The sequence below is a fragment of the Desulfovibrio sp. ZJ200 genome (genome assembly GCF_011039095.1).
In the GTDB taxonomy this organism is placed as follows: Bacteria; Desulfobacterota; Desulfovibrionia; order Desulfovibrionales; family Desulfovibrionaceae; genus Desulfovibrio.
The window spans coordinates 20,654-44,094 of sequence record NZ_JAAKEH010000001.1 but is presented as its reverse complement, the minus strand read 5'-3'; the positions used below and the strand labels follow the sequence as shown (position 1 = coordinate 44,094).

The window sequence follows — 23,441 nt, the reverse complement described above, 5'->3', positions numbered from 1 at the left end:
CTTATTCCTTAATGATCTGCAGAATATGGCGCAGGCGGTTGTTTTGTTCGGGATTGACGGTCTGCTCGCCGTCAAAGTTCACGTTGGCGATCACCGCATAGGCCAGGGCGCGCAGCCAGTCCGTATACCAGAGGCGATCGTAGGGCGACTCTTCTTCGGCGATCTGCGGCTCGCCGGAGATTGCCGGCGGCGGGGCAAAAAGGCTGAGGCTCCTGCCCCCGAAGAAAATGGTGCGCGCCGCCTGATCCTTGAAGCGGGGGTCAAAGCCCAGCCAGTCCACAAAAGCGTTAATGGCGTCGGCCGCCAGACTGACCTGCTTCCAGACCAGCCTTTCGCGCGCCATATTGCTGTAGGCCGCGCCGCGCCGCAACTCGGACTCCAGATTTTCGCGCACCCGGCAGCGCCCTGCGGCGGCGATCAGTTCGTGGCAGAATTGATCAAGTTCCCTGGCGGGCAGGCCGTAACGGCTGCGGGCCTCTGCGTCGCCCGCCAGTTCGCGCAGGCGGCTGATCCAATGTTCCAGGGCCAGTCCGGCGAAAACAGCGGCCGTGTCCCTGGCGCTGCTTTCGGTCGCTTCAGCCGGGGCAGGGGCCGGGGGGGGCGCGTCGCCGAAAATGTCGCCCAGAATATCATCCGCCGAAACGCGCGTGCCCACCACATCCGCGGGCAGGGCCGCGGCCTCCTGGGCAGGGCTCTGGCGGGCGTTGAAGCAGATTTCGTAGAGATCAAAGTCCCGCACCTGCAGGCGTTGCAAAAATTCGCCGAAAAGCTGCTTTTCCGCCACGCGGGCCAGGAGGGCCACCAATGTGCGCGAGAGCTGCTCTTTTTGCCGGCGCAGTTCCTCGCTGTCGTCGCTTTTATAAAAAACGCCCAGACAGGCAAGAACCTGTTCGCGCTTTTCGGCAAGGCTGACCGTAATCTGGCGGCGCTTGAGCTCGGGATTGCAGAGCGGCCGCAATTTTTCGCGCAACAGCGCCACACCGCCGTCGTTGAGCCGCATGGCCGCCTGCCAGACGCGCTCAGGCTCGGAGACATGGCGTTGCACCAGCGCTGATTGCAGAAAAGCGCGGCGCACCTCCTCCACGTACTCTTTCTGCTCCGGCCTGACGCCTGTTTCCTGATGCGTTTCCTTGTCAAAGCTGAAGATGGCTTCGCTGCGGAAATTGGGATTGCGCAGCAAAAACACATTGGCGAACGGCTTGCTGCCGTCCCAGTTTTCGGGCCAGTCGTGCTGTTTGCCGAAAAAGTCAAGCAGGGAAGACTGCAGGCGAATGTCCCAGCGTTTTTCCACCGACGGCGCGCCGTTTTTCTTTTCAAATTCCATGTCCATCTTGGTCAGCACAAAGAAAAGCGCAGGCGGCCTGCCCGCGCGGTGAACCGGCTTTTCGCCGTGGGTGGAGCAGATCCATTCATACACGGCGCGCGGCAGATCCTGCACTTCCTGATTGCCGGGACCGATGCAGAGCAGCATGCTGGTCAGCTCTTTTTCCTCGCAGTAGCGCTCGAACAGATAGGCCACCTTGCCGCGCAGAAAGAGATTTTCCAGGGTGCCGGGGCGTTGCAGCTCATTGTTGAGATCGCTGAGCTTGAGGCGGGAGCGGTAACCGGGAAAGTCGAGCAAATCCGTGTGATCAAAGAAGTCGTCCGGTTTTTCCCGCATGGGGATGGTGATTTCAGCCGTGAGCGCGGTGATCACGGCGCGCGGCAGCTCTGTGCGGCGTCCGTTGGCGCCGAGAATGGGCAGGGTCGCGGGGGTCTCGTCTGCCAGACCCCGCAGCAGCGTCACATCTATGATGCTCACGGAACGCGGGATCAATGCCTCAATGGGGCAGGCCGCTTCAGCGGGATTGCCCAGTTTTTCCAATGCGCCGCAAAGCTTGAGGTAGAGACTTTGAAATTCCGGCACATTGTCCCAGATCAGGCCCAGCAGCGCGGCCCGATCCGCAAGGCCAAGCCGCGGCGCAAGCTCCGCGGCTGCACGCCAATAGCCCTTTTGCAGCATCTGCACGCGCGGCCGGGAACTGAAATTTTTATTGACGTATTCGCGCAGATCCTCCAAATCATCTTCGCTCACCACGCCCGCGCCGGCTTGCGGAACCGCGGCGCGGCCGGCCAGATCGTCCAGAGCCGCGATCAGGGCTTCAGGCTGCGGCGCCTGCTTATGTTCACAGTCCGCGTAATAGGTGTTGGCCAGCACGCGGGCCACATCCGTCTCGGAAAGCAGCCGCAGGCGAATGGGAAAGCCGTCCGCAAGCCCTGCGGGCGGGGTGGTGGTGAAGCGGGTGACAAGGCCGGTGGACTCCTTGCCGCCTTCCGGGTTGATTTCGGTGAGGAAGTCGTAAGTCTTGCCGCCCAAATCCGCCGTTAGCGCTCCTTTGGCGTCTTTTGCCAGGGCCGAGATCAGGTAGGACTTGCCGGACTGGCTGGGGCCGAACACGCCCACGCACATTTTGCGCCGGGCGGCCTGCTCGCATTTGTTGAAAAAGCGGGCGGCGCGGCGCATGTCCTTTTGCAGTGCCGCGCATTCGCTGCCCACAAGCCCGCAATTATCCCGAAGCCAGTCCACAGCCTGCCGGGAAGCGTCCGCAAGCTCGCGGCAGTGTTGCGCAAGGTCATGATCCTGCTGCTGCATGATTATCCTCGTTTATCCGGCATCAGACACGATGCCGGTATCCAGCCAGTACCCTTCATCCAGTTTCAGGGTTTGCAGACGGATTTCCAGATCGCGGCGATCCACGCCGCGCCCCTGGTTGTCGGTAATGGCGTCAATGCTGAATTCGCCCTCGCTGCGGCGATCCTTTTCCTCTTCCGTGCGCGGCGCATCGTCCCAGACGTCCTCCACGCGCAGGCGCACGTCAACCGTATAGGGCAGACGCCCGGCAGCCCGCGCGCGGGCCTCTTCGCTGCTGAAGGCGAGCAGGTGGTAGCGGGTGGTAGGCCAGCGCTCGGCGTCCAGTTGGCGGTAACCGATGAAAAGCGGGCCGCTGAAAGCAACGGAGCGGTTCTGTTCCGTGCCTTCATTGCTTTCCACATCCACCTGAAACCAGACTTTGGGCCGCTTGAGCTGGCTGTTGATATCCATTTCGCCGATGTAGCGGGCCGTGGACGTCAGACGCAACGCCGCGGAATCAAAGGAAAAGCCCTCCAGATGGCCGTCGGCCAGGGCGCAGAGGATGGCCCCGACCACCACGGTTGTCTTGGGGTCGGTGATCCGTCCCAGGGCATCGGCAAAGGGATACCAGCTGCCCACATGGTATTGGCGCATGGGAATGATCCGATCCGGAGGCACAGGCAGCTTGGCAAGCACCGGCGCAATGACGCCCTGCCAGGCGCTGGGGCGACCGGTGAGCAAAAGCACATCGCTGTCATAGAGATGCACGATTTCGCACAGGGCGGACAATGTGGGGCCCAGCGTCGTCCTGATGGTGGCATTGACGGCCTGGGGCCGAACCTGGATGGGAACATCCAGGATGTTAAAGTGTTGGATAAATGGAGCAGCCCGGCGGACCAGAGCTTCCACGGCGCGCAGAACAGCCGGTTGCGGTCGCGGCGCCTGCCTGGGCGGGACAGGCACGCTTGGCTCGCCTGACGCCTCTGAAGTTGCGGATGAAGGCGGCAGCGCATTTTGCACATCAGCGGCCTGGGGCTTGAGGATTGCGGCAGTGGAAAGGGCAACCGGATCAGGCTCGAAAAAGTCGGCCAGCCGGCAGGTATAGGCGCGTTCCGGCTCCTCCTCGCTTTCACAGGCCGCCAGCAGACCCAGGGCCACGGGCACGGCAATCTGGCGCACCAGGCGCACGCGCGTATTGCGCTCCTCCTGGGACATGCCGATAAAGTCCCGCCCGAAAAGCTGGGCCAGCAACGCGCGGGGTTCCGCCAGCCCCTGACTGGTCAGGGCCTGGGCAATGGCCGGGATCACATGCTCGGCGATAACTTCACGCAGTACTTCATCCCCGGCGATATTGAAACCGTCGCGGAATTCCGTATGCGGCACGATGCGCGCCGTATCCCCCTCGCCGCTGGCCAGTTCATAGGTGGTAATGGAAAGATCCGTGGTGCCGCCGCCGATATCAATGGACGCCACGCGCACGCAGGGGTGATTGCCGCAGGACGGCCGCGGCCTGCCCAGCAGGCGGAAAAGGTGATGCGCGTCGCCGTGCTGCTTGACGGCCATTTCATTGTACAGCAGCACCAGTTGCGAGCAACTGGCCTCGTCCCAGTCGCAACGCACCTGCGGGCTCAGGCGATAGTCGCCGCCCGGGCTCTTGCTCTGCTGGCTGCCCGGCAGGTACCATTGGCTCCAGCCCAGGGCGTCCCAGACCACGCGCACGGCCCAGAGCACCCAGCGTCGGAAAATACGTTTTTCAGCCACGGGCATGGCCGTGGGCACGGTGAAGATCAGCCGCCGCAAGCGCCGCGGCAGGTTGGGCAGCTCACGGCGGGCACGGGTGGCCGGAGAATTGATGGTCACCAGAGCCTGCGTGAGGATCTCGCCCATCATGAACAGCATCAGGGACGAGCGGGTGAAGAGCGATTCAAAAATGGGTTCAGGCTCCTGCTTCTGAAGCGCCGGGCTTTTTTTGAACAGAGGATCGTCAAAACAGGCCAGGGGCGTGCCCTGGGGATTGAGCCGGCGGGGGAACAAGCCCCGGCTGACCATGGGCTCGGTGTTGCCGCCGGTATTGTAGCGCCAGCTTTGTTGCCAGGGGCGTTCGTCCCAGAGATAGCGCTTGGGGCTGGACATGCCGGTAGTGCCTTCGGCGCAGACGGCCTGGGTGGCCAGACGCGCTGCCTCCGGCCCGATGCGCACGGCCGAGGGCCAGGCAAAGGCCGGGGTCTGACGGCCGGAACGACGGGAAAGGGCGTCATTGCCGAAAACGGCGTCCACAAATTCCACGCGGGTTTCAAAGGGATCGGCGTAAATCCGGTCCGGTTGGCTCAAATCCCGCAATTCCAGCAGATAACTGTCGTTGAGATTGGTGATCCGCTGGGGCAGGGTTTCCACCAAAATGCCGGTGGTGCGGGAATTGCCGATGTCCAGGATCAAATCCACGTCCACCGGCGTGTCCCGTTCGGGATTAATGACCTGGGCGGCGAGATTATTCAGCGCCAGGCGCACGATCTCCAGCCAGGTCAGATAGCTGGCCAGATGTTGCAGCACATAGGGCGTTTCCTCCTGCCAGGCGCCGCGGCCGTGGTGCGCATTCTGTCGCGAGGCGCCGTATATGCCGGACAGCCACTCGTCAACCCATGCCCCATTGAGAAACCAGGAGTTGTCGCGCACCAGGGGGGCGAGCATAAAGTGCCCGTGGGCCGCCACATCCTGCGGGGAAAGCGCGAAGTATTCCTCGCCCTCGGGCGGCCGCTCTTCAAGGTTGGTGTCGAAAGCCAGCACCACGCGCAGTTGGCCCGGAGTTTTTGCGGAGCGCATGACCTGCGCCCGCGCCCAGTTGGAAGGGCCGCATTCAAAACGACGTCCTCCGTCGGGCCACAGTTGATCCAGAGTGCGCAAAAAGGGCACGGGCAACCATTGGCCTTCCCATACAGCCAGTTCGCGGCGGGCGTCCATCTCATAATCATAGTCGCAGGCCTGGCCCGTGAGTTGGTCCACAAAGCCGTTTTCCGTCTCTACCAGGCAACGCAGGTAGTGGGTATAGCGGCCCTGGGCGTCGCCTTCCTGCTTTTTTTCCTCGCGGAAATAGCGGCGGATGCGCTTGAGCTCGTCTTCCGGCAAGGCGAAATCCAGAAATTGCGGGCAGCCCCCGGGGATGATGCTGACCGGCGAGAGATAACGGGGAATGGCATCCATAGTTACTTCCTTCTGAAGCGGGCATCCCATTTGTGGCGCGCCCCGCCCAGTTCCCTGCCCTTGCATTGGGTGCTGTTTTCGCTGCCCGTGCACTCCACCTTTTGCGGCACATAGGTGCCGCCGCGCGGGCAACGGGCGGGATTGGCGTCAAAGAGCAGGCGGTTGCCCGAAAAGCGCGCGACCGCGGAACCGCTGCACATCTGGCCGTTGCGTTCGCGCACAAAACGTCGGCCCTTGCCGTTCTTGTCAAAGCAGTATTCGGCAATGATCGGTTCGTTGGAAGGATGCGAGTAGAGCCCTGTTTCGCTGGTCCAGCAGCCTTCCAAAAAGGCCAGGTCTTTTTTCTTGGCCGCGTCCCTGGGAATGGTCAAGTCTTCGTTTTTTCGGGGCTTGGGTTTCTCGGGCTTGGGTTTCTCGGGCTTGGGTTTTTCGGGCTTGGGTTTTTCGGGCTTGGGTTTTTCGGGCTTGGGCGCTTCCGGCACGGGCGCTTTTTTTTCAGGCTGTTCCGTCACCTTCGGCGTGTCGGGTTTTGCAGGCTGCACCGGCGTCTCGCCCAGAAAAGGTTCTACAATCTCCGGCTCCACAGGCTTTGCTTGCGGCTCTTTAACCGCCTCGGGGGGCGTGACAGGCTTGCAGAGCGCCGCGCGTTCCCGCAATTGTTGCAGAAGCCCGGCCAGTTCGTCGTCCAGTTTGGCGGCGCGGTTTTTCTGGGCTTCCAGCGCCGCTGTATCGGTTTTGAAGCAGGAGGCGGGCAGCGGAGAAGGCAGAATGCCCAAGGCCGACAGCAAAAGCCAGAGCAGAAGCAGCAGCAGGAACAGAGGCAGAAGCCAGGGCAGGCAGCCGCCGCGCGTCGTGGAAACGGGCGCCGGCTCGGGAGGCGGGGGGGGCGGCAAAGCCGCGCCCAGTCGGGAAAGATCCTGAGGCTGCGCGCCTGCGGCGCCCGGCGCGAATCCCCAATTGATCAATACGGGCTTGCCGTCCACTGCCCAGAGATCCTCGGCAGCCGGATGCTGGAGCGCCAGTTGCAGCAAATGGCCGGAAAGCGCGTGACGGCTTTGAGCTTCCTCCGTAAGATTGTCGGAAAGAGCTTTGATGTCCCGCGCCAAATCCGCGGCTTTGGCGCGCAACAGCCGGGCGTCGGCCTCGGGCAGCCCGGCGACGGGCCGGGCCGGGCCGTTGCCTTCGGCGTACCAGTCCACATGCCGCCCCTCCGCGTCATGCTGCGGTTCGGCCAGCAAGGCAGCATGCTCCGGGCCGAGTTTTTGCAGCAGAACAGCGCGCAGTTGCCCGTAACAATCCGTGGCGAAAATGCCCTGGCTGGCCAGGGCCCGCATCTGGCCGCGCAGGCTGGAGGCAATGCGCGCGCTCATGGCTTTTCTCCTCCGGCGGGCCTGGCGGCCGCCCGGCTGAAGGGCACCTGCACGGAACGCAGATAATCGGCCAGGCTGTCGCTCACAATGGCCAGGCTGGATTGCCGATAGGATTCGTCGTCCAGCTTGATGAAGGTGTTGATGCCCACCACCTCGCCTCGCTCATTGACCAGCGGGCCGCCGCTGTTGCCCTGGGAAACCGTGGCCGTGTGCACGATCAGGGGCGGCGTGCGTTGCAGAATCACGCTGACCGCGCCGTCGGTATAGACCACTTCCGGCACGGCCTTGGCGTTGCCTTGAAGCAGGGCCGCAAACTTGGGGTCATCCGTGGTGATTGCGCCGGGAAAGCCCCAGGCGCTGACCCGTTCGGTGCGTTTTACGCCGCCGGCGAGCTTCAGCGGCGTGATGGCCGGGGCTCCGTCCACGGTGAGTACGGCGAAATCACGGCCCCGGCTTTGTGTGGAGCGCAGCACCGCAGCCCGAAGGGCCTTGTGGGTGGCTTTGTTGATCACCAGAGCTTCCGTGGCGTTGCCCACCACATGCCCGTTGGTGACGATGTAGCCGGGAGCCACAAAAAAGCCCGAACCCATGGAAAGTCCTTCCGGCCGTTGCGCCAGTATCAGCACAGTGGCCTGCTCCAGCAGCTCGGCAACGCTTTCCGGCTTGCGCGCGGGGGCGGCCGGAAGTTGCCTCAAAGCATCAGGCCCGTCGGACGGCGCGAGCGGGGGAACAGCCGGAAGAACTCGCAGATCCACGCCCGGCGGCGCTTCAAGGCTGCCCAGTTCCCGCTGGATGACACATGGATCTTTTTGCAGAAGCAGACGCAATTTTTGTAAAAAAGCCTCCAGGGCGTCATTGCGCTTTCGGCTTTCGGCGGTTTGCGCGGCCAGGCTCGCGCGGTATTGTTCGGCGACCTGCCATTGCTTCCAGACAAGCCAGGCCGCCAGCACAAACAGCAACAGAAAAAAGAGCATCCCCCAGAAAAAGGGGCGGCGATACCAGGGAACGGCTGCATCCGCAGCCGCGCCAGCCTGAGTCGGCCCCGCGCCGGAGTCGCTCGTGTTTTTTTCGCCTTCCGTCATGCCTCAGCTCCGCTGTTTCGGGCTGTCTGAATATGGAAAAAGCCGACTGATGATCCCGGCGCGCGTTGAGAGCGGCGGGCCGGCAATGGGCTCAGCCCAGCAGATTAGCAACGGTTTCCTCGTAGCTGTTCATACGCGCGTTCATATCCTGGCGCGTGCTTTCAAGCTCCTCACGCGAGTTTTTCCACTGCGAAGCCTGGGCCGTGACATTGCTTTGCTCTGCGGCGGCCTTGCGCGCCGGGCGGTTGCTGCCCTTGCTGCCTGCCGCGGAGCCGCTGCGGCCGCCGGACGCCGGCTCGGCCGCCGTGTATTGCGCGGCCAGAACCTTTTGATACTCGCTGTCTTTCTGGGCCATGGTCGTGGCCGTGCTGTTCAGAATAAAAGATGTTTCCTCAAGGCCGCTACGGATTTCATTATAGCGGTTCTGAAAATCCAGACGGGTGATTTGGCCGGCTTTGAACTGATTGGCGGCCAGTTGGAATTGCTCGTCATAACATTTTGCCGCAATTTTCGCCGCCGCGGTGGCGCGGTTCATGCTGGCGGACTCTGCGCCAAGCTGGCGGGAGTAGGCTTGAAGGTAGGCGGCGTCACGATCCCGGGCCTGAGATTTGCCGTAGACGTTTCCGGCCACAGCGCCGGTGGCCCCGCCCACGGCCGCGCCTGCCAGCGCGCCTTCGGCCTTGCCGGTGGCCAGGCCGCCGATCAACGCCCCCAGAAGGGCCCCGCCCACGGCTCCCACGGTCGTGCTCGTGCCCGCGCTGTTTTCATCCTGACGCAATTGGGCCACCGGCTGATAACACTGCGGATAATAATTGACCCGGGTTTTTTGCTGCCCGTAGCGGCTTGCGCAGCCTGCAAGCAGCAGGCTGCCCGCCAAAAGCAACGCCAGGCCCGGAAGAAAAGCACGCTGTTGCATGACGTGAACTCCTGAAATTGATTTCCGAAAAACCTGTATAGTATCGGATGTTACTGCAAAGCAGGGGGAAACGGCAAGGGCCAATCCGCCTCTGCGCCGTTGGCTCTGCGGCGGCAAGTCATGTCTGGCGCGTATTGTTTGCTTTTACGCTGGGCCTGTGCTAGAAAAATTTTTCAATTCATTGCTGGGCCATCTTTTTTCTTGCACGGGCCGTGACGCAGCGGGAATCCGATGTGCCGGGTCTTCGCGGGTTTCGTTTTTTCGGTGCGCGTTTTTTTTTAACCCTCGTTCTCAAGGAGTATCCCCACGATGAGAAAAATTTTCAGCCTTCTTCTGGCAGGCGCTCTGATTTTGGCTTCCAGCCTGGCCTTTGCCGATGCCAGGCGCCTCACGTTGGCCACAGGGGGCACCTCCGGGGTGTATTATCCCCTGGGCGGGGCCATCGGCCAGGTGCTGAGCTCCAAAAGCAACGGCGCTTTGTCCATAACCGCGCAGGCAACCGGCGCATCGGGCGAAAATATGCGTCTTGTGGAGGCCGGGGATGTGGATTTCGCCATTGTGCAAAACGACGTGGCTGACGCCGCCTACTTCGGCAAGGCGCCCTTCCGCATGAAGCTTGAGAATGTGCGCGCCATTGCCCGCCTGTATCCCGAATACCTGCATGTGGTCTCCAGTAAGGACAGCGGCGTGACCAAAATTGAGGATTTCAAGGGCAAAAAGGTTTCCGTGGGAGCTCGCGGCAGCGGCAATGAAGTGAACTGTCGCCAGCTTTTCGGTTTTTACGGCCTGGATTATAAAAACCTGAACCCCATTTTCCTGCCGTACGGCGAAACCGCGGATCAGTTCAAGGACCGTCAACTGGACGGTTTTGTTTTTACCATCGGCACGCCGAATCCCGCCATCCAGGACATCACCACAGCCCAGGAAGTGGTCTTTGTGCCCCTGGAGGGAGCCAAGGTTGATGAAATTGTGGCCAAGTTCCCGTATCTGGTGAAGGACGCCATTCCGGCCAACACCTATAAGGGGCAGGGCAAGGCGGTTCCCACGCTTTCCGTGCAGGCCATTCTGGTGGCCAACAAAAACATGCCCGACGATGTGGCGTATGCGCTGACCAGGACGCTTTTTGAAAATCTGGGGGATGTGGCCAAGGCGCACAACAAGGCCGCTGAAATCAGCATTGAGCACGCGGCTGACGGCGTAACCATTCCTTTCCACCCCGGCGCGGCCAGGTATCTCAAGGAAAAGGGCGTGTTGAACTAGCAGCGGACGGGGCGGGGGCTTGCGGTCTTCGCCCCTTTTTGCGGCGTCAGACCTGCGCCGGGCTGCTGCGTGGCCTGCCGGATCGCCCGCTTGCCGCCTGATGCGCCCGGACACGGAATATTTCATGCGCGGACATCATTATCAATATATAGCGGCACTGCTGCGCTGTTGTTGTCTGCTGCTGTGCATGGGGCAGTCAGCTCCGGTCTTTGCCCAGGAGGGGGACAGCGATTTGGTGCTGAAAGACGCGCGCGGCGCCGTGCTTTTTTCTTTCCCGGCGCCGGAGGGCTTTGTTTTCGGCATCCGCTACATCCACTCCGTGGCCAGGAGCCCTGTGGAAGACTGGTTCCAGGTCGTCAACAACGTCATTTTTCTGGAAAAGACCATATATCAGGATTTTGGGGCCGGCTTGCCGCATACTCCCCAACCGGGACAGACCATGACCACAGCTGACGGGCACATTGTCATCAAGGGCTACCATATGGCCTTGCCCTCTTTTGACGTGCGCGTGGGGCGGGTGGCGCAGCATGTGCTCTTGCTGCCCCAGGCGGCCGCAGGCTGCGAGGGCCTGACGCGCCAAATCCCTTTGGCCGAGCTGGCTGCGCCGGGAAGCGCGATCACCTTTGCCGTTGCCGCGCGCGGCCGGACACGGGCCGCAAAGGCGGCGCAACGCTGAGAATGGCTTGCGCAAGAAATTTTCGCGGCTGCACGAGACATTTACCTTTTCGTTGATTCTCTAAAAAATTCGTTTTGAATTTCAGGTGGTTGCAATATCATTTTCATTGAAAGCGTGAAAGTCTCGCTGCACACGCCCATTGACAACGTTTAGTTTGAGGCAGGTAAGGATGAGCCACAAAGAGCGGATGAAGGTTATCGAGCAGGAGGGAGCCGGCGGTTTCGCACTGGAGGAAGGGGCCAGGCTGGATGCCGAGACCGTGGAAAAAGTGCAGGGCACAGTCGATGTTTCGGAAATTGTGGCCAAATATGACAAAGAATCGGCCTACCGCACATTCAGAGGCTGGCTGCAAATTTTTATCCGCGTGCTCTGCATCGTCTTTTCCGCCTTTCATTTGTTCACTGCCGCCACCGGCGCATACCCTCCCCAAATCCAGCGCGCCGTGCACCTGGGTTTTGTGCTTGTGCTCATTTATCTGCTGTATCCGGCGCGCGCCACGGGCAACAAGCACAAGCTGGCCTGGTACGACGGCCTCCTGGCCGCTGCCGGGGCAGCCGTCTGCGCCTATATTGTCTGGAATTACGATGTGATTGTGCTGGACGCCGGCCCGCCCACCGAAATGGACTTTCTTTTCGGCTGCGCGTCCATTGTGCTCGTGCTGGAAGCCACCCGCCGGATCGTGGGGCTGCCCATCACCCTGGTGGCCGTGGCATTTCTGCTCTACGCCAAATTCGGCAACCTGATCCCCGGCATGATGGGCCATCCCGGCTTTTCAGTGAAACGCATCGTGGGGCACATGTATCTGACAACAGAGGGCCTCTTCGGCATGCCCCTGGGCGTTTCGGCCTCCTTTGTCTTTCTGTTCATTCTGTTCGGAGCATTTCTGCACAGCACGGGGCTGGGCAAGTTTTTCATCGATCTGGCCCTGGCGGCCGCCGGGCGCTATGTGGGCGGCCCGGCGAAAGTGGCGGTTCTGGCCAGCGGCTTTTTCGGCACTATTTCCGGTTCTTCGGTGGCCAATACCGTGTCCACCGGCACCTTCACCATCCCTTTGATGAAGAGCGTCGGCTACCGCGGCTCCTTTGCCGGGGCTGTGGAGGCCGCTTCCTCCACGGGCGGCCAGATCATGCCGCCGATCATGGGCGCGGCGGCTTTCATCATGGCCCAGTTCCTGGGCGTGGGCTATGTGGAGATCGCCAAGGCCGCCCTGATCCCTGCCTTGCTGTATTATCTCGCAGTGGGCTTTATGGTCCACATGGAAGCCAAACGGCTTGGCCTCAAAGGCATCCCCAGGGAACGCCTGCCGCGCGCCTGGCATGTGCTGCGCCAGGGGGGCTATCTGCTGATCCCGATTTTTGTGCTGATCTATCTGCTGATTCAGGGGTACACGCCGCTCAAGTCGGCCTATTACTGCATTTTGGCCACAGTGATTATATCCCTGGTGGCCAATAACTGGAAAGCCTGGGCCGGCGCAAATTCCAGCCGCATCCATGTCGGCCGGGCCCTTTGGCAGAGCAACCGGCAGAGCCTCAAGGATATTTTGCAGGCCATGGAAAACGGCGGTCGTCTGGCCCTGGGCGTGGCCGCGGCCTGCGCCTGCACGGGTTTTGTGATCGGCGTGGTGACGCTTACCGGCGTGGGCCTCAAACTGGCCAACGCCATCCTCACGCTCTCGGCGGGCAGCTTTGCCCTGACGCTCTTTTTTACCATGCTGGCTTCCATCGTTCTGGGCATGGGCCTGCCCACCACGGCCAAATACATTGTTTTGGCGACCATTGCGGCGCCTGCCATTCAAACTTTCGGCGTGCCCCAACTGGCGGCGCATCTTTTCATCATGTATTTCGGCATCCTGGCTGATCTGACGCCGCCCGTGGCCCTGGCCGCTTACGCGGCTGCGGGCATTGCCCGGTCAGAGCCCAACGCCACGGGCTTCATGGCCGTAAAGCTGGCTCTGGCAGGGTTTTTAATCCCCTATATTTTCTGCTACAATCCCGCGCTGCTGATGATTGGAGCGAGCAACGCGGAGATCATCTTCATCGTCTGCACCGCGGCTGTGGGCATTGCCGCGCTTTCCTTCGGCAGTGTGGGCTACTGGCTGCGAGAACTCTATTTCTGGGAACGCCTGCTGCTGGTAGCTGCCGCCATTACCCTGATTACGCCGGGGCCGGTGACGGATCTGATTGGACTCGGATTGATGGCTGCCGTTTATGTGATGCAGAAAATGACCAGGACCGGCCCTCAACGGCCTGTGGAGGACCCCAGGCCGGCATAAGCCGGTTCCCTGATTCTGGGAGGCAGGGGCATTTGTAAAGATGCTCTAAGCGTTGGGAGCCGGCCAGAAAGAGGAGGCCTTGCGTCCTTCCCGATCCAGGGCCCAGCCTCCAAGCCAGCCCAGCAGGGAAAGGGCGAAGCCCACAAAAAAAGGCGGAATCAGCGCGGCTTGTTCCCCCAGCAGAGGAGCGCCGGCAAGGCTTTTATGGGCCAGCAGATACCAGAGCATGCAGCTTGCAAAGCCCGCGATGCAACTTGTCCAGGCCGCCAGCGAGCTGCGCTTGCCGAAGCGCACCAGCGCCACGTAAGCCACCAGCACCGTGGCGCCCACAATACTCCAGCTCGTCGTGCAGAGCAGGGCAATAAGCTGCCCTTTGATCTGGGCGCAGCCGCCGGAAAGCAGGACGCAAAAGGCAATGCCCATAAGCCACATGGGCCGTGAGGCCTTGCGGCCCGGCAAATCCTCGGCAATTGCCGAAACCGCGATATGAAAAATGGCCGTGGCCGTGGAAAGCGAGGCTGAAACAATCGCCAGCACAAAAATCTGCAAGCCCACATTGGGCAGCAGCATTTTGACGAGCAGAGGCATCACGTCATCCGGCGAGGCCACTTCCGGCAGAATCAGGCGGGAAAGGGAAGCCACAAAATACGCGCCGCCTACCAGCACCGTCAGCACGAGCATGGCCAGGGGTGTGATTTTGTTCACCTGCCTGGCCGAGTTCAGGGCGAAATGACGCTGGATCATTTGCGGCTGCGCCCAGACGGCCACTGACGTGACCACCACCAAAGAGATGATGAACCACCCCTGCTCACCCCCGGAGAGCGCCAGAAATCCTTCATTGGCCTTGCCGGTCGGCGCAAGTTGCGCCAGAGCGGCAATGCCTTCAATGGGGCCGCCTGTTTTGCTGAACACGGCCCAGACCAGCATGCAGATGCCCACCAGCATGACAAAGCCCTGCATGGCTTCCGTGTACAGCACGCCGCGCAGTCCACCCACAAACACGGCAAAACCTACCAGGAGGGTTACCAGCCAGATCAGTATCCAGACGGGCAGCGGCAGGATCTGGGCCAGCAGGAGAGCTGCCCCCTTGATCACTGCGGAGGCATATACTCCAAGAAAAACCGCAAATAACAGCGCCAGAGTTTTGCCCAGCAGCGGGCTCTTATGCCCTTTGGCCAGGAGTTGGGTGGGGGTGCGGGCCTGGAGGTTGCGCTGGCAGACCCGCGTGGGCCACGCCAGAAAGCGATAGACCATCCAGGTGCCGAGCCAGACGTTGCCCGCAGCCACCAGCAGCATTTGCAGGCCGTAAGCGTAGGCAAGCCCGCCGAAACCCACCAGGGCCACCGCGGAAATATAGGTCGCAACGTAGGCAAAGGCTTGGATGCCGAAGCCCACGCGGCCGGTGGTCAGGGCGTCATGCCCCTTTCCCTTGCGGGCCAGCCAGACGAAAACAAGAATGTACGCCAGCCAGATCAGCGCGTCGAGCCACATGCTCATCCCCTGCGCCGGGCTTGACGCCCCAGGTGGAACAAGGCCAGCAGCAGAGAGCCTGCCAGGGAAAGAATGGCTGTGAGCACCGCGGCGTCAGCCAGCAAGAGAGTGGAAAAGATTTCCATAGCGACTCCTCGAAGTATGTTCAAGCGGCAAAGCTTTGCCAATCAAGCCGTGACCGGCCCGTTTGCGCCCGCCAGACCTGGGCTGCACGACAATCCTGAATGTGAGCGCGTTACGGCATAAAAAAACCGCCTGACCCTCTGGTCGGCGGCTGCTTCACTTGTCTGCGCTGCCTGCAAGCGCAACGCATACGGAGATCCGAACAGAGGTCAGTGACGGACTCTGACGGTAAAATATCGAAAGAGGCGGAAAGTCTCATCTGCGGCATTCATAATTTCTCAATATCCTGAGCAATTGATTTTTGTCAATCCCGCATCATCGCCAGATGTCAGGCTTTGATGGAGCGGGCCACAAAGTCAAGGACCTCGCTGTACAGGGTGGGCAGGGCGTAGGGCGTGAGCACCCGCGTCCGATTGGCGCCCACCATGAGCGAAATAATCACCTGAGCCGTGGCTTTGCTGTCCACATTGGCCAGGCTGCCGTCATTGACGCCGCGCGCGATCAAAGCTTCCAGCTCCTGATGCACCTGCGCGAACATGGAATCCATCAGATCGCAGTCCGTCTTGGTCTTCATGTCGCTGTACGGCGAACAGCGCACTAAAACCAGCCAGTTGGAATTTTTATCAATGGAAAAATCCAGATAGGCTTTGCAGAAGAGCATCACGGCTTCAAAGCCGGAATCCGCATCAAGCGTCGCTTCCCGCAGTTTGACCAGAAAGTGTTCCAGTACGTCCAGACCCGAGGCCAGGAAAAGCTTTTCCTTGTTGCCGTAGTGGTGGGTCAGCAGGCCCAGGGCCACGCCGGCGCGATCGGATATTTTTTTGAATGTGGTTTCCACATAGCCGTATTCGCCGAAAAGCTCCTTGGCCGCCTGGAGCAATGCTTCTTTTTTGCTTTTATTCATAAGTGTGCAGTGGGCGCTGGTTGGAGCGAATGTGTAACACGACCGGAGCGTATGGCTTACCGTCCGGTGGGCCCAAAGTCAATAAGGAACCGGCAGGGCTGACGCATTGTATGCGTCAGCCCTGAAAGAACCGGGCTCAGCCCTTGCGGCTGCGCCGGAAGGCGTTTTGCGCGTAGTCGCCAAGACGTTCCAGGCGTCTGTCCACAAGGGCATAGAGGCTGCCGGGCGTGAAACTGCCGTTTTTGCGCCGCCTGCCGGCGGGCATTCCCGTCAGCAGGGTAAGCGCCTCTTCAATGCGACGGACCGGGTAAATGGCGAACTGTTTCTTTTCCACAGCCTGAAGCACATCCGGGGCAAGCATCAAATGGTCCACATTGTCCCTGGGAATGATCACCCCTTGCGAGCCGGTAAGCCCGTGCCGGGCGCAGACTTTGTAAAAACCCTCAATCTTGCGCGTGACCCCGCCCACAGCCATGATCTGGCCGGAATGGCTGACCGCTCCGGTAAAAGCCAGATCCAGGCGCACGGGCACATCCGCCAGTGCCGAGAGCAAGGCCGCGAGCTCGGCCCCTGAGGCCGAATCGCCTTCAATGCCCGCGTAACTCTGTTCAAAATACAGCGATCCGGAAAGCACCAGAGGTTTTTTCCGGGCAAAAAGATCCGTCAAATAGCTTTTGAGGATCATCATGGCCTTGGTATGGATGGGGCCGCCCAGCTCAGCCTCGCGCTCCAGGTCAATGATGCCTTCATGGCCCACGCCCACAGTGCAGGAAATACGATGCGGCAGACCGAACTCAAAATCGCCGTGCCAGGTGACGGACAGGCCGTTGACCTGGCCCACGGCCGAGCCCGAGGTACGCACCTTGATCATCTCGCGGTCGTATTCTTCCATAAAGATTTCTTCGACCAGATTTACGCGATAGGTGCGCGCGGCATACGCTTCTTCCAGGATGGCGGCGCTGACGACCGGGATTTGGCGCATCTCGGCCAGGGCCGCCGCCTCGATCATCATCTCGCGCAACAAGGGGAATTTGAGTGAAAGGCGGCGTTGATCCTCACAGATATGGGAACCGAGGTCAATAAGCCAGGCCAGCGCCGTGCGATCAAAGGGGCGCAGCCTGTTTTCTTCGACGATCATGGCGATCTGGGTCAGATAGGCACGGATGCCCAGGGCATTGCGCTCGGTCACGTCGGCCATATGCGCTTTGATCCGGAAAAGCTTGGCAAAACGGTCGTCATTGACCAGCAGGCTTTCGTAGAGATCTTCAGCGCCGATCAAGACCACTTTGAGATCGAGAGCCAGGGGCTCGGGCATGATGCCCTTGGTGCGGATGGCCGTATCCGAGCTTTCGCCCGTGTCTTCAATGCGGGCCAGATTGGAACGCAGCGCCCGCAGCAAGCCTTCCCAGGCGTTGGGGTGCTGGAGCAGATCATCAATGTGCAGAATCAGAAAACCGCCGTTGGCTTTCTGCAGGCTGCCCGCCTTGATCAGCGTGAAGTCCGTGACCAGGGCGCCCATTTCCGATTCGCGCTCCACGCTGCCCAGCAGATTGACGGCCGTGGGATGATCCTCGACCACAATGGGCGCGCCGGAAAGCCCGGCGTTGTCCACCAGCAGATTGACCTCATAGCGATAGAAGATATTTTCCGGCGCGGGCAGCGGATGGCCTTCGCCGGGGCCCGGATTGGGCGGGCTTTCGCGGGGCAGAAAGGCCTCGGTGTTTTTCAGGATGTCTTCGCGCAGCGCGTCAAAATACTCCCGCAGGCCGGGAACCGGGCAGGCTTTGAGGATGCGCTGGCGCGCCGGGGCCAGCAATGCGTCCAGCACCTGGCTCATGACCTGGCGTTCCAGGCCGCGCTCGTCATCGTGAAAGGATTCTTCGGCACGGTTCAACTGGCGCATGAAACCGGCCATTGCCTGCACAAGATTGTCCCCGCGGCGTTTGAGGTTCAGGCGCACGGTATTGTCCAGCCGCTCGAACTCTTCTTCGCTCAGGCGTTTGCCTTCCACCAGCGGATACAGGGTCAGAGCGCCGCTTTCATCCATATCCAGGTTAAAGCCCTTGTGCACTGCCACGGAATTCATCTTATGCAGGAGGCCCATGCGCACGTTCTGGAACTGGTCCACCAGCTTGGCCCGCTGCTTGACATAGGTGGCCGCTTCAAAGCGGCGGCTCAGCTCTTTGCCGATGGCTTCCAGGGCTTCTTTCAACAACTGCTTGAATTTTTTGCCCTGTCCCGCAGGCAGGGAGAGCAGGGTGGGCCGATCGGGATCCGAGAAATTATGCACATAGACCAGATCCGGAGGCGTTGCCGCCTTGCGGGCCTGGGGCCGCAGATAGGACAGGAGCATGTAGCTGCGGCCAAGATCCGGCTCGCCGGAAAGGTAGACATTATATCCGCCCGCGCGGATTTGCAGCGCCAGATCCAGAGCCTGCATGGCGCGCGGCTGAAAAATATTTTTGCGGCCGTTACCGTTGCGCGGCAACGGAATGGCGCGGCTGTCGTCCCAGGGAATGCGCGCGGGATCAAATGTGGCGTGCAGGCGGGACGTGGGCAGGGGGGTGATGCTGGGCATAGAGTCTGTTTTCAGTGGTGTGGTTGATAGAGTTTTTCCAAAATGGCGCGACCGCCTTTGTCCAACAGGTCGCGGGCCAGTTCCTGCCCCAGATGGCGGGCCTCGGAGGCCGGGCCGCTTTTTTCTCCACGCAGAATCAGGCTGCCGTCCACCTCGGCCACCAGGCCGTCGAGGCGCACGGTCTCTGCGTCCGGCAGACGGGCGTGCCCGGCAATGGGCACCTGGCAGCCGCCCTCCAGGCCCGCGAGAAAGCCGCGTTCGGCCTCCACGCAGACGCGGGTTGCGCTGTCTTCCAGCAGGGCCAGCACGCCGAACAGATCATAATCATCGTCGCGGCATTCAATGCCCAGCGCGCCCTGGCCCACGGCGGGCACAAAATCGTGGGGATCAAGGGGCTGCATTTTCGGGGCGCTCAAGCCAAGGCGGGCCAGACCGGCTGAAGCCAGGATAATGGCGTCATAGTGGCCTTCCTGCAATCTGCGCAGCCGGGTATCGACATTGCCGCGCAGGCTCAGGATTTGCAGATCCGGCCGGGATGCCAGCAATTGGGCCTGCCGCCGCAGGCTGCTGGTGCCCACGCGCGCGCCCTGGGGCAAGTCCGCCAGGCTCTCATAGCTCATGGAAAGAAAACAGTCCGAGCATGCCTCGCGTTGCGGCACGCAGCCCAGAATCAGCCCGTCAGGCAGGAACATGGGCACGTCCTTGATGCTGTGCACCGCCAGATCCGCGCGACCGTCCAGCAGGGCCTCCTCAATTTCCTTGACGAAAAGGCCCTTGCCGCCCACCTTTGAGAGCGGCACATCCAGAATCACGTCGCCCCTGGTCTTGATGACGTTGAGCGAGATGTCCAGGCCCGGTTGCAGGGCGAGCAGACGGCTTTTGATGTATTCGGCCTGCCAGAGCGCCAGACGGCTGCCGCGGGTGGCAATAACGAGGGTGTCGCGCATGCTCACTTCCTAGAGCATATTGTTTTTGAAACGCTCGCTCCGGCGCTTAACGGCGAAAGTAAATTTCGCCTGCGCCTGCGCGGGCGGGTATGGCTTCGCCCTGCCAGAGCGTTTAGCTAATTTCATTAGCAAAACGCTCTAGTGGCCGCAGCTTGCGCAATTGCCGCCCGAACAACCGGCGCAGCCGCCGCCCGAGCTTCCGGAAGGAGCGTAGTCTCCGTCCCCGTGATGGCCCGCGCAGCGGGAGCAGCAAGACATCAGCTTATGCGTCTCGCGGGAACCGCAATGCGGGCAAATGGGCGCGTCCTCGCCAAATACCAGTTCTTCAAATTCGCGGTGGCATTTTTCGCAACTGTATTCATAGATGGGCATGCTCAATCCTCGGGTTCGCTTTCAGACGACAAATACGGCGTGAGTGCCGTGACGTTTTCAAAAAGATAATAATCCGTGAGCCGGCAGAAAAGATGCCCGGCGGCAATGTGCATCTCCTGAACGAGCGGCGTGAGGTCGCTCGGCACGTCCAGCAGAATCCGGCAAAATGAAGCCATCTGGCCCCCGCCCCGGCCGCTGAAGCCCAGGGTGAACAAACCGGCCTGCGCGGCGGTTTGCAGGGCCGCCAGCACATTGGGGCTGTTGCCTGAAGTGGAAATGCCCACCAGAACATCGCCCGGACGCCCCAGGGCTTCCACCTGCCGGGAGAAAACCTGGCTGAAGTCAGAATCGTTGCCGATGGCGGTCAGGGCGGAGCAGTCCGTGCTCAAAGCCACTGCGGGCAACGCGGGGCGATCCATGAGAAAGCGGTTGACAAACTCCGCGGCCAGATGCTGGGCGTCGGCAGCGCTGCCGCCGTTGCCGCACAGCAGGATCTTGCCCCCGCGCGCCAGACAGACCGCGGCCTGCAAGGCAGCGTCGCGCAATTTCCAGGCCTGGGCGCGAAAAAACTCCTCCCGCAGCAGCGCGCCGTCATGGGCATGTTGGGCGATGATCTCCAGGGCAGTGTCTTTCATGCGAATTTTTCCGTCGGGACATACATGGGCGCGTTGTAAATTCCCATTCTTATGCCAAAGAGCCCCGGTTGACAAGCAGGCCGCAGCCGCCAGCCTGGGGTCAGCCCTCATTACTCCACCTGCTGCAAAGCCGCCTTTTTCCGTCCGGCGGCGTTGCAAGGCAAACATTGACCTTGCGGTATGTTCAATACAGCTTCGCCCAATGTTTGCCTTGCGCCTTGCCGGCCGAAAAAAATCAGCTTTTCGCGGACGGTGTTTTCATGAGGGCTGACCCTGGGGCGCTGCGCTTTGAGAGCGGCCCGCGCCGAGCTTGCGGTAGGAGCTTTGATAACGTAGATTACGTCGTTATGCAAAAATCTGTCTGTCGGCATGTGCTTCTGGTCAGCAAGGCCCGCCATGAGCGCGCCTCGCGCCTGGCCTCGGAAATACTGGCCTGGCTGCGCGGGCAAGGGCATTCGGCGTCTGTGATTGATGCGGGCCGCGATGATCCGGCGTATGCCGCTCTTGACCTCTCCCTGGTGGTCGTGCTCGGCGGCGACGGCACCATGCTCGGCGTGGCCCGGCGGCTTGTGGGGCGCAATATTCCCCTGCTGGGCATCAATTTCGGCAGAGTGGGCTTTCTTACCGACGCGCAGCCCGAGCACTGGCGGGAAAAGCTGGCAACCTGCCTTGACGGCGGCATGCCGGTGCGCGCATGCCTTGCCTTGCGCTGGTCGCTCGCTCGCGCCGGCAAAACGCTGGTCCGGGGCACTGCCGTCAATGACGTGGTGCTCAGCCGCGGTTCGCTCTCCCGGCTTGTCTGCATGGATATTTCCGTGGACGGCCGGCACATGGGCGCGTTGCGCAGCGACGGGGTGATTCTCTCCACCCCTGTGGGCAGTTCCGGATACAGCGTTTCGGCAGGTGGTCCGTTGCTGTATCCTGCCCTTGAGGTTCTTGCGTTTACGCCGATTTGTCCGTTTTTGAACACCATTTCTCCCATGGTCTTTCCCGGTGTTTCTCGCTTTCGTCTGGAGATTCTGCAAGGTTCCACGGAATGTTTCATGACTGTGGACGGGCAGGAAGGCCAGCGCCTGGAAATAGGCGATTATGTCGAAGTGACGGGCCTGCCCGGGGCCGTGCATTTTCTTGGCGACGAGCCGTCTTTTTTTGAGCGGCTGCGCTCGCGCGGTTTTGTCCTGCCGAACGCCTCAGGGGCCGGGAATACGGAGAAGGCATGACAACAAGCCCGGAACCGAGCAGCGTGCGGGATATCCGCCTGGGCCGGAACGTCTGTTTTGACGCCTGGCTGTACAGCATGCTCATGGACAACAATCTGGCCTACCAGATGAATCCCGACATTATCGCCAGCCCCGAGCAATTGGCGTTCATGGTCCATCTGGCTGAGCATCAGGTTTATCTGCCCTGTTCGGACGCCACATTTGCCATGTTGCGCGCTCGCGACATGCCCAGGGCCCTTCAGGAGCAATACAACCGGGCCTGGCGGATCATCGTGCGCCTGATCCGTTCCCTTGAGCCGGATCGCGCGGAGCGGACGCGGATTCTGCATTTTTGCCGCTACCGTTTCTCGCAGTACATCGGCTGGCATACGCTTATTCCTTCCCGCCTGGTCAAAAGAATGACCAGTCTGGTGCTGGCCCAGAGCCATGCGCCTGACGATCCCTGGCGCGAGCATCGGCGCGCCTCGAATCTTCGGCAGGAGCATATCCTGGAACTGCCGGAGATCAAGGCAAATCTGGCGGCAATGCCGCGGCATGGACTGCCTGCCCACATGGGGCAGGCCCGTCTGCTTCTTGATACTCTGGAGGTCAGCCGCCTGTTGTGCCTTTCCTGCATGGCCAAGGAATGGCAGAAAGCCCTGCCCACGCGCAGAGGCATTCGCCGGGCCATGCTGCGCGCCGAAAAAACAGCCGCGCCCCTGCGTGAATACTTTGAGCACAGCGCCGGGCGGGCAGGCACAGTGCTTTTTCTGTGCGACGCCGACGGCGGCACGGTTTTTGACCTGGCCTTGCTGCACTGCCTGATGCGCATGGGCCACAGGGTTATCTGCGCGGTCAAGAACGGCTTTTATTTTTTCGCGCCCACCATTGACGATATGGAGACGGACCCGGTTCTCATGCGCCTGCTGCGCGGCGGCATTGTGCTGCGCGAGACCAGGTTGAGCAAAAACGAGCTGCTGCGTCATCTGCGCGAGCACCGTCTGGTGATCATTGACGACGGCACCCGTGAGCGGCTGAATCTCTACCGGGTCTCCGTGACCTTCTCCAGAGCCTGGAAAGAGGCTGACGTCATTTTGTGCAAAGGCTGGCGCACGGCCGACATTCTGCTTGGCGCCAGCCAGGAATTTACCCGCGACATTGTCTGCTACTGGCAGGAAGGGGCAGACTTTCATATTCAGTTGCGCAGACATGCCGCCGGGGCCCGCAAGTTCAGCGAAAGCGACATTGCCGCGCAAGCGGGAGCGCTCATCACTCGTATGCGCGAGGCCCATGCCGCAGGGCGCTCGGTCATGTTTTACAGTTGCATCATCGGCAGCATTCCCGGAGAAACCGGCACAGCCGTCTGTTTGGCGCGGACCTTTGTGGACAATTTGCGAAAAAAAATGGATAATATTCTGATTATCAACCCGGCCGAGCATTTTGTGGAGGGCATGGACGGCGACGATCTCATGTTCATGTGGGAGCGCGTGCAACGCAGCGGTTTGATCGATATCTGGCGTTTTCAGACTGTGGAAGATATTGAGGAAAGCTTCGCCCTGCTGGGGCGCAAGGTGCCGCCGCCCTGGTCCGGCAAGGACGCCACCTATTCCACCGGCTGCACCAAGGAAATGCGCATCGCCCTGGATATGCAGGGCAAGAACCGCGAAATGCAGATTATCGGCCCGGAGCCGCGCCTTTTTTTCCGCCGCGGCGAGTACGGGGTAGGCAAGTATTTTGACGCCAGCATCAGTCGCAGGACCGGGCGCTGACGGCAACAACTAGGGGCCTGCGGGTTCCGCCCAGAGGG

The 23,441-nt window shown here is 61.1% G+C and carries 17 protein-coding genes; 5 read left to right on the top strand and 12 right to left on the bottom strand.

The window, feature by feature from the left end:
* Nucleotide 1 precedes the first annotated feature (1 nt).
* The 5 genes from G7Y52_RS00165 to G7Y52_RS00145 all read right to left on the bottom strand — a co-directional run bounded on the left by G7Y52_RS00165 (nt 2) and on the right by G7Y52_RS00145 (nt 9,177).
* Complete coding sequence (locus tag G7Y52_RS00165) at nt 2-2,632, bottom strand: virulence factor SrfC family protein (protein ID WP_165064261.1); 2,631 nt, start codon at nt 2,630-2,632, stop codon at nt 2-4.
* A gap of 12 nt (nt 2,633-2,644) precedes the next feature.
* A complete protein-coding gene (locus G7Y52_RS00160) occupies nt 2,645-5,809 on the bottom strand; it encodes a virulence factor SrfB (RefSeq protein WP_165064259.1) in 3,165 nt (1,054 codons plus the stop codon).
* Nucleotides 5,810-5,811: 2 nt separating this feature from the next.
* On the bottom strand, nt 5,812-7,179 hold the full coding sequence (locus G7Y52_RS00155; RefSeq protein ID WP_165064256.1) for an SrfA family protein: 1,368 nt from the start codon (nt 7,177-7,179) through the stop codon (nt 5,812-5,814).
* A complete protein-coding gene (locus tag G7Y52_RS00150) occupies nt 7,176-8,261 on the bottom strand; it encodes a serine protease (protein ID WP_165064253.1) in 1,086 nt (361 codons plus the stop codon). The genes G7Y52_RS00155 and G7Y52_RS00150 overlap by 4 nt, the downstream gene beginning before the upstream one ends.
* Nucleotides 8,262-8,352: 91 nt before the next feature.
* Nucleotides 8,353-9,177, bottom strand: a complete 825-nt coding sequence (locus G7Y52_RS00145; protein ID WP_165064250.1) for a glycine zipper domain-containing protein — start codon at nt 9,175-9,177, stop codon at nt 8,353-8,355.
* 309 nt (nt 9,178-9,486) lie between these two features.
* On the opposite strand from G7Y52_RS00145, the gene G7Y52_RS00140 reads away from it, so the two are divergent.
* From G7Y52_RS00140 to G7Y52_RS00130, 3 genes are all read left to right on the top strand, one after another.
* Nucleotides 9,487-10,437, top strand: coding sequence for a TAXI family TRAP transporter solute-binding subunit (locus G7Y52_RS00140; protein WP_165064247.1), 951 nt, complete (start codon nt 9,487-9,489; stop codon nt 10,435-10,437).
* A gap of 124 nt (nt 10,438-10,561) precedes the next feature.
* A complete protein-coding gene (locus G7Y52_RS00135; RefSeq protein ID WP_241159534.1) occupies nt 10,562-11,113 on the top strand; it encodes a DUF1850 domain-containing protein in 552 nt (183 codons plus the stop codon).
* A 169-nt stretch (nt 11,114-11,282) separates the two neighbouring features.
* Complete coding sequence (locus tag G7Y52_RS00130) at nt 11,283-13,385, top strand: TRAP transporter permease (RefSeq protein WP_165064244.1); 2,103 nt, start codon at nt 11,283-11,285, stop codon at nt 13,383-13,385.
* A gap of 45 nt (nt 13,386-13,430) precedes the next feature.
* On the opposite strand, the gene G7Y52_RS00125 is transcribed toward G7Y52_RS00130, so the two are convergent.
* The 7 genes from G7Y52_RS00125 to G7Y52_RS00100 all read right to left on the bottom strand — a co-directional run bounded on the left by G7Y52_RS00125 (nt 13,431) and on the right by G7Y52_RS00100 (nt 20,435).
* On the bottom strand, nt 13,431-14,876 hold the full coding sequence (locus G7Y52_RS00125) for a sodium:solute symporter family protein (RefSeq protein WP_165064241.1): 1,446 nt from the start codon (nt 14,874-14,876) through the stop codon (nt 13,431-13,433).
* A gap of 2 nt (nt 14,877-14,878) precedes the next feature.
* Entirely contained in the window at nt 14,879-15,001 is a 123-nt protein-coding gene (locus tag G7Y52_RS15445) for a hypothetical protein (RefSeq protein ID WP_277424269.1), read from the bottom strand.
* Between the two features lie 326 nt (nt 15,002-15,327).
* The gene (locus G7Y52_RS00120; RefSeq protein WP_165064238.1) at nt 15,328-15,903 is read right to left on the bottom strand and encodes a TetR/AcrR family transcriptional regulator; all 576 of its coding nucleotides are present in this window, start codon (nt 15,901-15,903) and stop codon (nt 15,328-15,330) included.
* 136 nt (nt 15,904-16,039) lie between these two features.
* Nucleotides 16,040-18,481 carry an ATP-binding protein gene (locus tag G7Y52_RS00115; RefSeq protein WP_165064235.1) on the bottom strand — a complete coding sequence of 814 codons (2,442 nt, stop codon included), beginning with the start codon at nt 18,479-18,481 and terminating at the stop codon, nt 16,040-16,042.
* 11 nt (nt 18,482-18,492) lie between these two features.
* On the bottom strand, nt 18,493-19,428 hold the full coding sequence (hemC, locus tag G7Y52_RS00110) for a hydroxymethylbilane synthase (protein ID WP_165064232.1): 936 nt from the start codon (nt 19,426-19,428) through the stop codon (nt 18,493-18,495).
* Nucleotides 19,429-19,566: 138 nt separating this feature from the next.
* Nucleotides 19,567-19,800 carry a zinc ribbon domain-containing protein gene (locus G7Y52_RS00105; protein ID WP_165064229.1) on the bottom strand — a complete coding sequence of 78 codons (234 nt, stop codon included), beginning with the start codon at nt 19,798-19,800 and terminating at the stop codon, nt 19,567-19,569.
* 2 nt (nt 19,801-19,802) lie between these two features.
* Nucleotides 19,803-20,435 (bottom strand): D-sedoheptulose 7-phosphate isomerase, encoded by a 633-nt coding sequence (locus G7Y52_RS00100; RefSeq protein ID WP_165064226.1) that lies wholly within the window; start codon nt 20,433-20,435, stop codon nt 19,803-19,805.
* Between the two features lie 347 nt (nt 20,436-20,782).
* Between G7Y52_RS00100 and G7Y52_RS00095 the strand changes: the two genes are divergently transcribed.
* Together G7Y52_RS00095 and G7Y52_RS00090 are read left to right on the top strand one after the other, a co-directional pair.
* Nucleotides 20,783-21,655 carry an NAD(+)/NADH kinase gene (locus tag G7Y52_RS00095; protein ID WP_165064223.1) on the top strand — a complete coding sequence of 291 codons (873 nt, stop codon included), beginning with the start codon at nt 20,783-20,785 and terminating at the stop codon, nt 21,653-21,655.
* Nucleotides 21,652-23,403 (top strand): hypothetical protein, encoded by a 1,752-nt coding sequence (locus G7Y52_RS00090; RefSeq protein ID WP_165064220.1) that lies wholly within the window; start codon nt 21,652-21,654, stop codon nt 23,401-23,403. Before G7Y52_RS00095 ends, G7Y52_RS00090 begins: the two co-directional genes overlap by 4 nt.
* The last annotated feature ends 38 nt before the right edge of the window (nt 23,404-23,441 follow it).

What these genes read in the sequence shown, in the direction of transcription:
- G7Y52_RS00165 (WP_165064261.1), bottom strand. Translation starts at nt 2,632, where the DNA reads ATGCAGCAGCAGGATCATGACCTTGCGCAACACTGCCGCGAGCTTGCG.
- G7Y52_RS00160 (WP_165064259.1), bottom strand. Translation starts at nt 5,809, where the DNA reads ATGGATGCCATTCCCCGTTATCTCTCGCCGGTCAGCATCATCCCCGGG.
- G7Y52_RS00155 (WP_165064256.1), bottom strand. Translation starts at nt 7,179, where the DNA reads ATGAGCGCGCGCATTGCCTCCAGCCTGCGCGGCCAGATGCGGGCCCTG.
- G7Y52_RS00150 (WP_165064253.1), bottom strand. Translation starts at nt 8,261, where the DNA reads ATGACGGAAGGCGAAAAAAACACGAGCGACTCCGGCGCGGGGCCGACT.
- G7Y52_RS00145 (WP_165064250.1), bottom strand. Translation starts at nt 9,177, where the DNA reads ATGCAACAGCGTGCTTTTCTTCCGGGCCTGGCGTTGCTTTTGGCGGGC.
- G7Y52_RS00140 (WP_165064247.1), top strand. Translation starts at nt 9,487, where the DNA reads ATGAGAAAAATTTTCAGCCTTCTTCTGGCAGGCGCTCTGATTTTGGCT.
- G7Y52_RS00135 (WP_241159534.1), top strand. Translation starts at nt 10,562, where the DNA reads ATGCGCGGACATCATTATCAATATATAGCGGCACTGCTGCGCTGTTGT.
- G7Y52_RS00130 (WP_165064244.1), top strand. Translation starts at nt 11,283, where the DNA reads ATGAGCCACAAAGAGCGGATGAAGGTTATCGAGCAGGAGGGAGCCGGC.
- G7Y52_RS00125 (WP_165064241.1), bottom strand. Translation starts at nt 14,876, where the DNA reads ATGTGGCTCGACGCGCTGATCTGGCTGGCGTACATTCTTGTTTTCGTC.
- G7Y52_RS15445 (WP_277424269.1), bottom strand. Translation starts at nt 15,001, where the DNA reads ATGGAAATCTTTTCCACTCTCTTGCTGGCTGACGCCGCGGTGCTCACA.
- G7Y52_RS00120 (WP_165064238.1), bottom strand. Translation starts at nt 15,903, where the DNA reads ATGAATAAAAGCAAAAAAGAAGCATTGCTCCAGGCGGCCAAGGAGCTT.
- G7Y52_RS00115 (WP_165064235.1), bottom strand. Translation starts at nt 18,481, where the DNA reads ATGCCCAGCATCACCCCCCTGCCCACGTCCCGCCTGCACGCCACATTT.
- hemC (WP_165064232.1), bottom strand. Translation starts at nt 19,428, where the DNA reads ATGCGCGACACCCTCGTTATTGCCACCCGCGGCAGCCGTCTGGCGCTC.
- G7Y52_RS00105 (WP_165064229.1), bottom strand. Translation starts at nt 19,800, where the DNA reads ATGCCCATCTATGAATACAGTTGCGAAAAATGCCACCGCGAATTTGAA.
- G7Y52_RS00100 (WP_165064226.1), bottom strand. Translation starts at nt 20,435, where the DNA reads ATGAAAGACACTGCCCTGGAGATCATCGCCCAACATGCCCATGACGGC.
- G7Y52_RS00095 (WP_165064223.1), top strand. Translation starts at nt 20,783, where the DNA reads ATGCAAAAATCTGTCTGTCGGCATGTGCTTCTGGTCAGCAAGGCCCGC.
- G7Y52_RS00090 (WP_165064220.1), top strand. Translation starts at nt 21,652, where the DNA reads ATGACAACAAGCCCGGAACCGAGCAGCGTGCGGGATATCCGCCTGGGC.